12 protein-coding genes are annotated in these 12,622 nt (G+C 62.5%); 5 read left to right on the forward strand and 7 right to left on the reverse strand.

The genetic code is table 11. From position 1 onward, the window contains the following. Positions 1-148 precede the first annotated feature (148 nt). Positions 149-1,270: a linear amide C-N hydrolase gene (locus GOX53_RS20845; protein ID WP_171179796.1), complete on the forward strand. Its 1,122-nt coding sequence runs from the start codon at positions 149-151 to the stop codon at positions 1,268-1,270. A gap of 564 nt (positions 1,271-1,834) precedes the next feature. On the opposite strand, the gene GOX53_RS20850 is transcribed toward GOX53_RS20845, so the two are convergent. The 6 genes from GOX53_RS20850 to GOX53_RS20870 form a co-directional block, all read right to left on the reverse strand. Next, positions 1,835-2,629: an SDR family NAD(P)-dependent oxidoreductase gene (locus GOX53_RS20850; protein ID WP_171179798.1), complete on the reverse strand. Its 795-nt coding sequence runs from the start codon at positions 2,627-2,629 to the stop codon at positions 1,835-1,837. A gap of 11 nt (positions 2,630-2,640) precedes the next feature. After that, positions 2,641-2,955, reverse strand: coding sequence for a hypothetical protein (locus GOX53_RS29855; RefSeq protein ID WP_254446680.1), 315 nt, complete (start codon positions 2,953-2,955; stop codon positions 2,641-2,643). 39 nt (positions 2,956-2,994) lie between these two features. Next, entirely contained in the window at positions 2,995-3,609 is a 615-nt protein-coding gene (locus GOX53_RS29860; protein WP_254446681.1) for an LLM class flavin-dependent oxidoreductase, read from the reverse strand. 19 nt (positions 3,610-3,628) lie between these two features. Beyond that, the gene (locus tag GOX53_RS20860) at positions 3,629-4,408 is read right to left on the reverse strand and encodes a CmcJ/NvfI family oxidoreductase (protein ID WP_171179800.1); all 780 of its coding nucleotides are present in this window, start codon (positions 4,406-4,408) and stop codon (positions 3,629-3,631) included. A 61-nt stretch (positions 4,409-4,469) separates the two neighbouring features. Beyond that, complete coding sequence (locus tag GOX53_RS20865) at positions 4,470-4,772, reverse strand: DUF1330 domain-containing protein (RefSeq protein WP_171179802.1); 303 nt, start codon at positions 4,770-4,772, stop codon at positions 4,470-4,472. A gap of 39 nt (positions 4,773-4,811) precedes the next feature. Continuing rightward, a complete protein-coding gene (locus GOX53_RS20870; protein WP_171179804.1) occupies positions 4,812-5,519 on the reverse strand; it encodes an NAD(P)H-dependent oxidoreductase in 708 nt (235 codons plus the stop codon). 110 nt (positions 5,520-5,629) lie between these two features. Between GOX53_RS20870 and GOX53_RS20875 the strand changes: the two genes are divergently transcribed. The 4 genes from GOX53_RS20875 (at position 5,630) to GOX53_RS20890 (ending at position 11,111) form a co-directional block, all read left to right on the forward strand. Then, positions 5,630-6,529, forward strand: a complete 900-nt coding sequence (locus GOX53_RS20875; RefSeq protein WP_171179806.1) for a LysR family transcriptional regulator — start codon at positions 5,630-5,632, stop codon at positions 6,527-6,529. A gap of 468 nt (positions 6,530-6,997) precedes the next feature. Then, positions 6,998-8,191 carry a hypothetical protein gene (locus tag GOX53_RS20880; protein WP_171179808.1) on the forward strand — a complete coding sequence of 398 codons (1,194 nt, stop codon included), beginning with the start codon at positions 6,998-7,000 and terminating at the stop codon, positions 8,189-8,191. An 894-nt stretch (positions 8,192-9,085) separates the two neighbouring features. Continuing rightward, positions 9,086-10,093: a sterol desaturase family protein gene (locus tag GOX53_RS20885; protein ID WP_171179810.1), complete on the forward strand. Its 1,008-nt coding sequence runs from the start codon at positions 9,086-9,088 to the stop codon at positions 10,091-10,093. 28 nt (positions 10,094-10,121) lie between these two features. Further along, positions 10,122-11,111: a 2-dehydropantoate 2-reductase gene (locus GOX53_RS20890; RefSeq protein ID WP_171179811.1), complete on the forward strand. Its 990-nt coding sequence runs from the start codon at positions 10,122-10,124 to the stop codon at positions 11,109-11,111. A gap of 8 nt (positions 11,112-11,119) precedes the next feature. Here GOX53_RS20890 and GOX53_RS20895 read toward each other — a convergent pair whose 3' ends face one another. Beyond that, on the reverse strand, positions 11,120-12,580 hold the full coding sequence (locus tag GOX53_RS20895; RefSeq protein ID WP_171179813.1) for an inorganic phosphate transporter: 1,461 nt from the start codon (positions 12,578-12,580) through the stop codon (positions 11,120-11,122). Between the last annotated feature and the right edge of the window lie 42 nt (positions 12,581-12,622).

Consider the following 12,622-nt stretch of genomic DNA (forward strand, 5'->3'; position numbering starts at 1 on the left):
CACACTGACAACCATTTGGGAATCCCCCGATTCAAGTTTTCGGCGGGATGCTTTAGAATAGTGCGCGCCTGCATCGGACTCCGCTGACATCGGGCTGTCATGCAAGCGTGCGGTATTAGTCTTGGGCCTTACGACTCGGAGAAAGCTGATGATATTGAAACAAACTCTCAAGATTGCCGCCAAAGCCGGAGTTGCGCTGATTGCGTCGGTCTCACTGACATGGGCATGCACCGGGATCATGCTGACCGGTTCCGACGGGAGTATCATCCGCGCAAGAACCGCAGAGTGGGGTCCGTTCGATCTTGAGACCAAGATCAACGTTATCCCAAGGGGCTACGCCTATACTGCCGGCGAGATGCCGGACGGAAAACAGGGCGCCTCTTGGACCGGCCGTTTCGGCATGGTCGGCATCAGCATGCTGGACCACGGCGCGCCTGCCGATGGGATCAACGAGGCCGGGCTGACCGCCGGACTGTTCTACCTGCCGGGCTTTACCGAATATCAGGAATACCAACCCGATCTCGCGGACAACACCATCCCCGGGGATCTGCTGGCCAGCTATGTCCTGTCGATGTTCGAAACCGTTGAAGAGGCGCAGGCCGGTCTCGCGGACATTCGCGTCGTCGGCGTCGTGGACGAGACGCTTGGCTTCCCGTTTCCGTTTCACATGCTGGTGGCGGACCGCTTCGGCGGGCGGATCGTGATCGAGTATATCGACGGCGAACTGACGATCTTTGAGGCCCCGCTTGGCGTCATTACCAATTCGCCGAACTACGACTGGCACATGACCAACCTCAACAATTACGTCAACCTGTCGGCCATCGGCCTGCCATCGGTCGAAGCCAGCGGCGTCACCTTCGCTCCGCTCGGAGCGGGCAGCGGCATGATCGGCCTGCCGGGCGATTTCACCCCGCCATCGCGCTTTGTCCGCGCGGTTGCGTTTTCGCAAACCGCACGCGACACCGAGGGCGGCTACGATACGGTGCGTGAGGCGTTTCGGATCCTCGACAATTTCAACATTCCGGCCGATGCCGCCGAGGGTGCCGAGGATGATGTCCAATCAGAGGACCTGCTCTACAGCGCCACGCAGGTCACCACCGCCAGCGACTCCCTGAACCTCGCCTATTACTACCACACGATGTACGACCGGACCGTGCACATGGTCGATCTCAAGCAGATCGATTTCGACGGTATGGGCAACGAGATGATCGTCTTTCCGACCAGCGGCGACCGCGAACCCACAATCGTCGACATGACGCCGACCAACTAGGGCCGGATGTGTTCGGGCTGCGGCGAGACCGGCGCAGGGACGCAGCCCGAGATACCTTGATGCCACCAAGCGTCTCAGGTGACGCTTGGAACTTTCGATCCGGCGCCGCAATGAACGGCGCCTCTGGCACAGGCAAAGCCGCCACCGACGTGACACTTCGGACTGCTTCGACCTCAACGCGGGAGGGAACCGGCTTTCACCCTTGCTGTGACAACACGTGCGCAAAGTTGGAGCCGACACCCGCACTTGCAGCGGTGGCTATTCGGCGGCGCAGTAAGTTCTCTCCAGAGCGTCATCCAGACCGATTGAGACCGATGTAACTCCTACCACCCCTTCGCTGAGATCGGTTTCAGCAATCGAGATGCAGATGGGTTTGTCTAATCGCTTTTGTCTCGTCCAATCCTGCACACCCGAATGCTCGCCAGCCGGATGCGTGGTTGTCTCCGCGGTCGGCAATGGGTCGCCGCTTGATAGGGCTTCGCGAGAGGAGACGCGACCGGCGTCGAACGCTCTTTCCTCAAGGCCCAGGTGGTACCAAGTTTTGAAACCCTATCAAGGCTTTTGTCATTCGCGCGCGGTGACCTCCGCAGCCTCCTCAATGGCCGACATGACATCCGCGACGCTATGCGGGTCGAGCGCCCCTGCGTGAGACGATGCAAACCCACCGCTGTCGTTATCGAAATACTTCCCCGACGCGTCCGAAAACGCGTCGGACAAAGCGGTGCGGCGCAGGATGTCGGCTCCGATCTGCAGATCATTTCCCGCGACACCAAAGCCTTCCTTGACCATCTTCGACGCCAGCAAAGAACCGGGATTGACTGCAATGAAGACAGGCCCATCCGGGTGTTCCTTCGCCATCTCCCGGGTCCAGATCGTGATGGCCAGTTTGCTTTGCGCATAAGCGCCCATGTCGTCCAGGGTTCTCTGGCCGCGCATCGCACGTACATCAACCGGCGCCTGCGCCGCAGACGACAGGTTCACCACGCGGCCTGTCGCGGGAATAATCGGCAGCAACTGACGGGTCAGCAGATAGGGGGCGATTGTATTGACCATGAAACGCACGTCGAGACCCTCGGGCGTGTGGGTTCGCGGCGTCTTGTAGACGCCCGCGTTGTTGATCAGCACGTCGAGCCGGTCATGGCGTGACAGGACCGCCTCGACCAGCGCACGAACCTCGCTCAGCCGCGACAGGTCGGCACGGAAGGTCTCGGGATCGCCGCCCACCTGACGCGCGGCCGCTTCCAGCTTTTCGGCGCTGCGGCCGTGCAGCAGGATCGTGTGCCCCTCAGCGGCGAGATTCTTTACGGTCAAGAGGCCGATGCCGTCGGTCGCGCCGGTGATCAGAATGGTCTTGGTCATGGAAAAGCTCCTCAGTTCGTTAAGTCTGGCAGGATCTCGTCAGCGATCCGCTGCATGGTGGTTTCAATATCCGCGCGATTGAAGCGCAGGTTCAGCGCGACGTGGTTGATGCCGAGCGCCCGCAACTCCGACAGGTAACTCCGCAGGAAGTCGGTGCCGGACTGGAACCCGAGGTGGATCGGACGCGGCGGCGCGTCCCGACAGTCAAGCAGATCGACATAAAGCGATTGCATGACCGGCTTGTCCGGCAGTCCAGCCTTGCTGACGCGACGGCGATAGTCGGCGACTACCCGTCCCTGCGCGGCGGCATCGCGCGGATAGGTCATCCAGCCGTCGCCATTTTGCGCCACCCAGTCGGGCGCCTGCTAACTGCCGCCGGTGATCAGCAGCGGCAGGCGCCCGGCGCTGGGTTTCGGCAGCATGTCGATCCCGCCGGCAAGCGTGCCTTGCGCCGTTTCCAGCTGGGGAAAATCCCGGGCCAGAGCGCGGATGTAATCGACGCTCTCGCGGAACCGCGCGCCGCGATCCGGGAAGGACATGTTGAGCGCCGGGTATTCCTCGGGCCGGTCGCCCGACGCGATGCCCAGCAGAAGCCGCCCACCAGACAGGACATCAGCCGAGGCGGCGGCCTTGGCCACATGCGCGGGATGGCGCAGGGGCAGCACGATGCTGGCCACGCAAAGGGCGATGTCGCGTGTTGTCATGGCCAGCGCGCCCAGATAGACGAACGGATCGAAGACCTGCCCGGCATCGCCGAACGAGGGCACGTTGAACGGCACGTCTCGCAGCCAGAGCGCCGAGAACCCGAGCGCATCGGCCAGTTGCGCGCGCGCGATATGGCGCGTCATGTCCGGCACGGCGCTTCGCATGTAGCTCTCCAACGGCACCACCAGGCCGATGCTCATATGCCCGGGGCGGAAGACCGCATTGTAGGCGCGGTTCATCCTTGGAAAACTGGTTGTCTCGGTCTTGTCCAGCATGTCGTCTCTCCCGCCCGTGTCAGAACAGTACCAGCGTCCGGCTTTCGATGCTCTTGCGAACCGTCGCGACGTCCGGGTCCTCGACGCGGTCGATGGCGCTGTGGCCGACCGACGGGCCGCCCTTGCTGTCGTAGATGTTGAAATACACCACCTCGTCCGGGGTCATCCGCGAAAGATAAACCCACTCGTGCCGGTCGTTCGCGGCCAACCCCATGATGTGACCGCGACGGTCCGGGTAGATCAGGTCGATCAGGATCCAGTCTTCCCCGGCCACGGTCGAGGGCCGCACGAAGCCGAGTGGCGCGCTGTTGATCGGGTTCTCGACCGGCCGCCACACATTGATGAAAGCGTAGTGCCCGGCCGACCATTCCGCCGCCCGTTCCTTGCCCAGAATGCCGATCAGACGCTTTTCCGCGCCCTCCTGGCTGTAGTCGCTGTGAACATTGCGCGCAGGTCGCCGCTTGGCGTCCGGATCGTCGACACGCAGGGTGTGATCGAAAACGACAACGTCCCGCGCGCCGATGGACTGGCGCAGCATTTTCGCCAGTTCGCGGTCGTAAACGCCCTGCCAGCCGGCTTCCGCGCCAAATTGGGCGACCTGCGTCGGCACCCTGGCAAAGGCGAAGCCATCGGCCTCAAAGCTGGCGGTTGACCTTCCCGCGCGCAGGTCGGTCAGCGCGACCTCGGTAGCGATCAGTTCAGGCGAAGCGAGATTGCCTTCGATCCCGCCTGCATCGATCTCGAACGCTTGACGCTCGGGTTTGTGGACGTGGTAGTTGACCATTCCGGTGCTCGACATCGGAGGCTCCTTTCACTGGCAAGACCGGCCCGCCCATCTTGATGCGGACCGGTCAAGTGGTTCAGGCGAGGTCGTCCTTGCCTTCGATCATATAGTGATGGCTGACGGACCCCGCGATGCGGGCTGCAAGGTGCGGCGCATAGGCCTCGTCGGCCATGAAGGCCTCGGCATTTTCCTTCGCCGGCCACTCGATGATGATCCGCAGCGCGGCGGGCTGCTCGTCCCCTTCCACCTGCTCGTGGCTTGCGGTGCGGGCGAGATACTTGCCGCCATGTGCCGCCACGCGCTCATTGGCGGTGGGCAGATAGCCGGGGATCCAGTCTTCGCTGGACGGAGTGACGTCGAGGACGGAATAGTAAGCCATTGGAGAACTCCTTTCTTTGATCGTTGTTGAAGGTGCCGGTCAGAACCAGCTGACGGTGTCCGACATGGCGCGTCGGGTTTTTGGAAATTCGGGGTCCTTCGCGCGATACCCAAAGGCGAACATGACCGCGGGCTTCCACTTGTTCGTTTCGATGGCGAAATGCTGTGCCAGGGTTTCGGTGGTCCGCGCCATGTCGAAGCCCTCGATGGGGCAGGAATCGATGCCCATCAGCGCACCCGCCGTCATCATGTTGGCCAGAACGATATAAGCCTGCTTGCCGGACCAGTCTGCGATCTCGCGGTCGGTGGTGATGCCGTGATCGGTCGTCTGGAACTTGCCATAGGCCCCGTTGAAGATCTCGATCACCTCGTCGGGCAGATGCTTGACGGTGCGATAATGGTCTTGGAGATACTCTGACCCGGCTGTCATCGTCTCAGAGGTGCTGGCGAGGATGATGCCAAAATGGCTGGCCGTGCCCAACTGGCCGGTGGTGCCGTTCATCATACCGTTGGCGCCCCAGCTAAAGTCGCGGAAAAGCTCACGGTTCTCCGGGTCCTGGATCATCAGGATCCGGAACGGCTCGTGCCCGAAAGAAGTCGGCGACAAGCGCCCGGCTTCGAGAATTGTTTCGAATTCGCCGTCACTGATTCTGCGTTCGGGATCGAAGACCTTTGTGGCATGGCGAAAGTTGAAGGCGTCGAGGATCTGCGCCTGTACATCGGTGATAACCTGGGTGATCGCGTTCATGTGTCGCTCCATGGGACGTTGTGTTGTCTGGGAAGCGAGATATCACTTGCTGTGACGCATAAAATCGGCTCAATTGTGAGTTCAGTTTTCGTATTTTAAAGATAATCGAGATGAACATAGACAGCCTGCGCCTTTTCGTCATGGCCGCCGAACGGCTAAATATCAGCGGCGCCGGTCGCGCGCTTGGATTGGCGCCGGCGGTTGCCAGCGCGCGCCTCGCCAAGCTTGAGACCGAACTCGGGGTCGAACTCCTGCGCCGCACTACCCGCAAGGTGTCCTTGTCGCTCGAGGGGTCGGATTTCCTGCCCTACGCCCGCGAAATCCTCGCGCAGGCGGATGCTGCGCGCGCCGCGCTTGGTGGATCGGATTCCGGGGCAAAAGGAACATTGCGCTTCGCGGCGCCCAGCAGTTTCGCGCAATTGCATGTCATGCCGCTCCTGCCGGAGTTCCAAACCCTCTATCCCGATCTCACGCTGGATCTCCGCCTCTCCGACACGCGCTTCGACGCAATCGAGGGCAGCTTCGACCTCGCGCTGCGCAGCGCGCCGCTCACCGACAGCAGCCTCAAGGGGCGCAAGCTTGCAGACGATACCCGCGTTCTCTGCGCCTCTCCCGGCTATCTCGAGGTTCACGGAACGCCCGAGGCCGCGTCAGATCTTGCCGGGCACCATTTCATCGCCTGGAGCAATCAGGACACGCGCGAATTGACCAATGCCGCAGGCGAACGGGCCGTACTGGACCCTGCCGACATGATCTGCCGCACCATCGTGGATGACGGCGATGCGCAGCGAGAGGCGACCATCGCCGGGGCCGGTCTGTCGATCAACTCGCTTTGGAGCGTTTCACACGAAATCCGTTCGGGACGACTCGTCCATGTTCTCCCCGACTGGCAGTTGCATGACCAATCTGTACTTTGGCTGGTCTATCCCCGGTCCAACGTTCTGACCCCGAAGACACGTCTCTTCATCGACTTTCTGATTGAACGACTTGGGCATCGGGAAATGTGGTGAGATTGAACCATTCGTATTCGGTCCACCCCACCCTCGCCCCTGAGATGGAGGCGTGATCGGCGGCGAAATACCCATCGGCGACTCGCAAACATCTCTATACCCCGACGGCGTCGCCAGCGGTGAGAAACACCATGGCCTGCGGCTAAATGGCAGAGGCAAGCGGCCCCAAGGCGCCGCGACAAGGCTGGTCCGATCACGGCTCGATTCGGTCACGACAACCTGAGCTTGCAAGAAGCCCGCCACGCGCCTCTGCCCTGACGTCTTCTCCGGTTTCTTGTCTGCCGCCGTGTCGACCTCTGTCCGGCGCGCGCATGTCCTTTGCGATCCCGCCGCATCGGTGGCGCACCCGCGATATAATCGCAAAAGCGTTGCCAGATTTTCGGGTTCAACTTAACCTTGCGTAAGGCAACCCGCTGCGATGGTTGCCCACCCCGTCTTAATCCGAACGCGAACACTCAGGAGGGATCAATGCCCGAAGCGACTCATAAGTTCAAATTCGATAAGAAGTTCAGCATTAAAAGCACGGCGGACCTCACGCCCACGCTCAACGCCAAGATCGACTTCACCATTCCGCTCGACGGTTCCGAAGTCTCGCTCGCCAAGAAGATCGAAACGAATTTCAAGAAGGAATTCGAAAAGCTGGTGAAGGCACAGATCAGCCATCTGGAAACCTGGCTGAAGGAGAAACAGAAAAACATCGACGATGCCAAAGCGCTCGACAAGAACATCCGCAAGATGGGCATGCCAAAAGACGACGCCGGCTGCAAGAAACTGGCTAGTGAACTGGACAAATTAGCCAAATTGAGTTTTTCCGCCGACAGTCTGCAGAAGGATTTCCAGAAACTCATCGACGGCTGGGCCGACAACGTGATGGAACAGCAGGGCTATGTTGCCCTGGCGGCGGCCAAGAAACAGGCCGGATCCAAGCTGCTGAAAGACAAGAAAGCCCGCATGACGCTGGGCAAGGTGGTCAAGGGCATCCTGCTTGTCTCGGCCATCGCCGTGGGCGTCGCCGCCCTGGTCCTCAGCGCGGGCACCGCCGCGCCGCTGGTTCTCGGGCTTGGCATTGCCACCGCCGCGCTTTCGGGCGGCGCCGGGATCGTCGGATTTGCCAAGAACGTAATCAGGGACAAGGACCTCGAAAAGAAGATCCTCAAGAATGTCGAAGGCGAATTGAAGAACATCAAGGCGGCGATGGCGCCCTTCGAAAAGAGCTCGATCGGCAAGCACGTCTCCGAGCTTGACGTGGTCATCAAGCAGCGCAGTTCCGAGATTCAGAAACTGTCTATGGAAATGAAGAAGACGCGGACGCAGATCGATTCCGAGATCAAGGCCCTGCGCAAAATTCACACCGAAAAGAGCATATCGGAAATGCTGGGCGACAAGGTCATCAAGAAACAGATCGACAACTGCTTCAAGCTGAAAGACGAAGCCGAAGTGATCGCCAAGGATCTTGAGAAAGCGTTTTCCATCATGAATAGCGGAAAGTCACTGATCGCCGAGTTGAAGGCGTTCAACGTCAAGATCGAAGAGTTTGGGAAGTTCTACAAATCCAATTCCATCGGTAGCAATCTCAAGACCTACTTCTCCAGCGTGGACGGCTATACAGATCTGGCGAAATCGCTGGGTGCCTTCCGTCCGGGTGCGCCTCTGGCAGGGTGAACATGTGTGCAGCGGGTATCCGGCTTGGTGAGGGCCAGCCGTGAAGATCGCGAGTGCAGGCGCGGGCAGACCGGTCCCGCCGGTTGCCTGACACTTTCCCGAGAACCCGTCTGCCTGTCCGGAACGTAGGTCGTGATCGTCCCCTCAAGACCCCGCCGACCATCGAGATGCCAAACACGCGCTTGCGAGTGCCCCAATGCTGTCCTGGCAAAAAGGTATTGCAAACGGCGCCCACCCGTCGCCACTTTCGTTCACATGTCGATCTGCTCAGCTTAAGCCCGATCGCCACCCGGTCGCGGACCAGCCGACCATAGTGGCGTGTGGAGATGTCCGGGCGGTCGCGAAACCGACTGAGAAACATGAAAGCGCACCCGATCATTTCTTGCCAACCCACCCAGTTTTTCACTGAACCGTGAGTATTCTCGGTGCGCTCGACCTGTAACGGCTGCTCGGCTTTCCTCCGAATAACCGGGACACACTCGCGCACGCGGTCGCTGCTGACCAGGTCGGTCACTTTGAGCCTCACAAGATCGCAACCGCATAAACTGCTGTAGATTGCAACGTTGAATAGCACGATGTCGCGCCGTTTGCATGCGAGTTCGCGCCGCGCTCGCATCAAGGTTTTGGCAGGTCTCCCATGGGCTCAGCGCCGACTTTCCGCCCAGTAGATTGAATGCTTGAAGGACCGGCCAGCAACCTGTTTGCCCGTCATCAGGAGAGGGCGTTCGTTGAGCAACCAACAGCCACAACCGCGCGATCGTCGACCGTACCGACACCCCGCCCATATCAAATGCCGGCACGCACCCGATGTTCCGATGTCTGACACCCGGCACCCTGTTCTGTGCGCCACAAAACGTTTGCCCGGACGGTCATCCCTGTGTCAGTTTCACCGCGATGACCGACCAACAGCGTGCCCGGAAACCCGATCCCGACATCCAACTGCCCGGCTGGGCGCATATGCCCGCCGTGCCGATTGCAACGTCGCCGTTTTTCCGCTGGCCGCCCGATCCCGCCGCCATGTGGCGCTGGGTCGCCGCGCGCTGGCTGAGTTGTGCCGAGAATGTCATCGTACTGGCGCTGGCCCTGATCAGCTGGGTCTGGCTCACCCCGTCGCTGGAACGGATGCAGAGCCTGTCGCTGGACTGGATCGCCCTGATCTGGCTGCGCAATCTCGGCCTGATGCTGCTGGTCGCGGGCGGGCTGCACCTCTATTTCCACGGCGTCAGCCTGCAGGGCGCGCGGCTGAAATTCGACCCGCGCCAACTGATGCGCAAGGGGCGGCAGTTCACCTTCTCCAACCAGGTGCATGACAACATGTTCTGGAGCCTGACCAGCGGCGTCGGGTTCTGGACCGCCTATGAGGTGCTGATGCTGCACGGGGCGGCACGCGGCTGGGTGCCCTGGCTCGATCCGGCGGCGCATCCGGTCTGGACGGTACTGATCCTGCTGCTGACCCCAGTCTGGATCTCGTTCCACTTCTACTGGATCCACCGCGCGCTGCACTGGCCGCCGCTCTACCGGCTTGCCCACGCGCTGCATCACCGCAACATCAACGTGGGTCCCTGGTCCGGACTGTCGATGCATCCTGTCGAACACCTGCTGTTCTTCAGCTCGATCCTGATCCATCTGGTGGTCCCGGCCCATCCGCTGCACATCCTGTTCCACCTGCAGCACCAGTCGCTGACGGCGGCCAGCTCGCATACCGGCTACGAGGGCCTGCTGGTCAAGGACCGCAACCGGCTGGCGCTGGGCACCTTCCACCACCAGATGCATCACCGGTATTTTGAGGTGAATTACGGTAATCTGGAAATGCCGTGGGATGCCTGGTTCGGCACGTTTCACGACGGCACGCCCAAGGCGCATGAGCGGTTGAAATCCCGCCGTGGCCGCCCGGCGGGATGACGCAGCGAAAGCAACGGAGGGAGACGGAATGCGCATAGCCATTGCAGGCGCGGGCAGTATCGGCTGCTTTACCGGTGGCCTTCTGGCCGCCGCGGGCCATGACGTGACCCTGCTCGGCCGCGCCCGGGTGCTGGACGAGATCCGCGCGCACGGCCTGACCTGCACGGATTTCGCCGGGCTCACGCAGACCGTTCCCGCCAGTCGCCTGACACTCTCGGAAGAGCCCGTCTGTCTTGCCGGGACGCAGGTCGTGATCGTCACCGTCAAGACCCCGGCGACCATCGAAATGGCCGGGCTGATCGCCGAACATGCGCCTGCGAGCGCGCCGGTGCTGTCCTGGCAGAACGGTATGGCAAACGCCGCCACCCTGCTCGAGCTGTTGCCCGACCGCGACATCCGCGCCGGGATGGTGCCGTTCAACGTGGTGCCCACCGGCCCGGCCACCTATCACCGCGCCACCTCGGGCGACATCGTGATCCAGTCCGGCCCCGGCGATCTGGCGCGGCACCTCACGTCGCCGCCTCTGCCGGTCACCGAGAGCGACCGGATCGAGGCGGTGCAATGGGGCAAGCTGGTAATCAACCTCAACAACGCGCTCAACGCGCTCTCGGGCCTGACCTTGCAGGAGCAGTTGCTGAACCGCAACTGGCGCCGGTTGATGGCCGACCAGATGGCCGAGGCGCTGGGCGTGCTGCGCGCGGCGCATGTCCCCGTCGCTTCGACCACGCCGCTGCCCGCCTGGGCCGGGCCGCATATCCTGCGCCTGCCGACGCCGCTCTTCACCCGCATCGCCGCGCAGATGCTGACCATCGACCCCACGGCCCGCACCTCGATGGCCTATGATCTGATGGGCGGGCGTCCCACCGAAATCGACAGCCTGCAGGGTGAGATCATCCGGCTGGGCCAGCGCCATGGTGTTCCCACGCCCCTCTGCACCGCCATCCACGACCGCGTCACCGCAGCAACCGAGGCGGCAGAGCACAACCCCTCCCTCAGCCCCGCCCAGATCCGGCCCTGAAACAGCGGTCAGACGATCAGCATCAGCATCCAGAAAATGCCCGCCGCCAGGGACCCGGCCAAAGGCACCGTCACCACCCAGGCCGCGACGATGGTCAGGAAATGCGACCGCCGCACCAGCTTGCGCCGCCGCCGCTCCTCGCGCGCCAGCCGTTGCGAGGTGCTGTACTGCCGCCGCCCGGCCTCCCACTCGCGGTAAAATCCGATGCCGAACACGCCGCCCACGGCGATATGGGTGGAACTGACCGGCAGGCCAAGCCAACTGGCCAGAATGACGGTGACCGCCGCCGATAGCGCGACGCAATAGGACCGCATCGGGTTCAGCTTAGTGATCTGGCTGCCGACGCGCCGGATCAGACGCGGGCCAAATAGGAACAGGCCAAAGGCGATGCCGAAGGCCCCGATCAGCATCACCCAGTTGGGCACCGCGATCCCTTCGGCCAGCGCGCCATGCTCAGCGGCGTGCACGATGGCCGCCAGCGGCCCCACCGCATTGGCCACGTCATTGGCGCCATGGGCAAAGCTCAGCAGCGTCGCGGCGATCACCAACGGCAGGGCGAACAGTGCCTTGACCGAGCGCATGCGGTTCTCCATCCCCGCCGATTGCCGCCGGATCACCGGGATCGTGGCGCCCCACAGCAGCAGACCGGACACCACGCCCAGCACCAGCGCCTCGGACCCGCTCAGCGTCACGATCCGGCCCAGCCCCTTGATGCCCAGATAGGCGGCAAAGGTGCCGCCCATGAATCCCACCAGGATCGGCACCCAGCGCCGTGCGGCGGCCATCTTGTCCTCGCGCCGCGAAATCCGGTTGCGGATCAGCGCCAGCACCGCCGCCGCGATGGCACCGCCCATCAGCGGTGAGACGATCCAGCTGGCGGTGATCCGCCCCATCATCGGCCAGTTCAGCGCCTCGTACCCGGCCGCTGCGATCCCGGCGCCCATCACCCCGCCCACGATCGAGTGGGTGGTCGAGACCGGCGCGCCGATCAGGGTCGCAAAGTTGATGAACAGGGCGGCGGCCATCAGCGCGGCCATCATCATCGCCAGCAGCGGAGGCCCCTGCGGCACCGATTGCGGATCGACGATGCCCACCGAGATGGTCGACACCACGTCCGACCCCGCCAGCAGCGCCCCGGCAATCTCGGCCAGCGCGGCGATCACGATGGCTGTGGACATCCGCAGCGCCCGCGCGCCCACCACTGGCCCCATGTTGTTGGCCACGTCGTTGGCGCCGATATTCAGCGCCATATAGGCCCCGAACACTGCTGCCGCAGCCACCAGCACACCGCCGGGCGGAAAGCCCAGAACCAGCTCGGCCAGCAGCGCCGCCAGCACCAGAAAGGCCAGCGCCACACCGGTTCCGACTAGCGGGCGCGACGTATGGGCCACCGCGATCTCGATCCGCGAGATCCGGTGCAAATCCCGGTCCAGCCGGGCCCATTGATTGCCATTCGGGGCGTTCGCCATCGTCGCGGTTTCCGTCAGCGCAGGTGGCAGAACCGCCTACAG

The sequence above is a fragment of the Ruegeria sp. HKCCD8929 genome (assembly GCF_013031405.1).
GTDB lineage: Bacteria > Pseudomonadota > Alphaproteobacteria > Rhodobacterales > Rhodobacteraceae > Ruegeria.

Coding starts and splice junctions, on each gene's coding strand:
- GOX53_RS20845 (WP_171179796.1), top strand. CDS start 149: ATGATATTGAAACAAACTCTCAAGATTGCCGCCAAAGCCGGAGTTGCG.
- GOX53_RS20850 (WP_171179798.1), bottom strand. CDS start 2,629: ATGACCAAGACCATTCTGATCACCGGCGCGACCGACGGCATCGGCCTC.
- GOX53_RS29855 (WP_254446680.1), bottom strand. CDS start 2,955: ATGACCTATCCGCGCGATGCCGCCGCGCAGGGACGGGTAGTCGCCGAC.
- GOX53_RS29860 (WP_254446681.1), bottom strand. CDS start 3,609: ATGCTGGACAAGACCGAGACAACCAGTTTTCCAAGGATGAACCGCGCC.
- GOX53_RS20860 (WP_171179800.1), bottom strand. CDS start 4,408: ATGTCGAGCACCGGAATGGTCAACTACCACGTCCACAAACCCGAGCGT.
- GOX53_RS20865 (WP_171179802.1), bottom strand. CDS start 4,772: ATGGCTTACTATTCCGTCCTCGACGTCACTCCGTCCAGCGAAGACTGG.
- GOX53_RS20870 (WP_171179804.1), bottom strand. CDS start 5,519: ATGAACGCGATCACCCAGGTTATCACCGATGTACAGGCGCAGATCCTC.
- GOX53_RS20875 (WP_171179806.1), top strand. CDS start 5,630: ATGAACATAGACAGCCTGCGCCTTTTCGTCATGGCCGCCGAACGGCTA.
- GOX53_RS20880 (WP_171179808.1), top strand. CDS start 6,998: ATGCCCGAAGCGACTCATAAGTTCAAATTCGATAAGAAGTTCAGCATT.
- GOX53_RS20885 (WP_171179810.1), top strand. CDS start 9,086: ATGACCGACCAACAGCGTGCCCGGAAACCCGATCCCGACATCCAACTG.
- GOX53_RS20890 (WP_171179811.1), top strand. CDS start 10,122: ATGCGCATAGCCATTGCAGGCGCGGGCAGTATCGGCTGCTTTACCGGT.
- GOX53_RS20895 (WP_171179813.1), bottom strand. CDS start 12,580: ATGGCGAACGCCCCGAATGGCAATCAATGGGCCCGGCTGGACCGGGAT.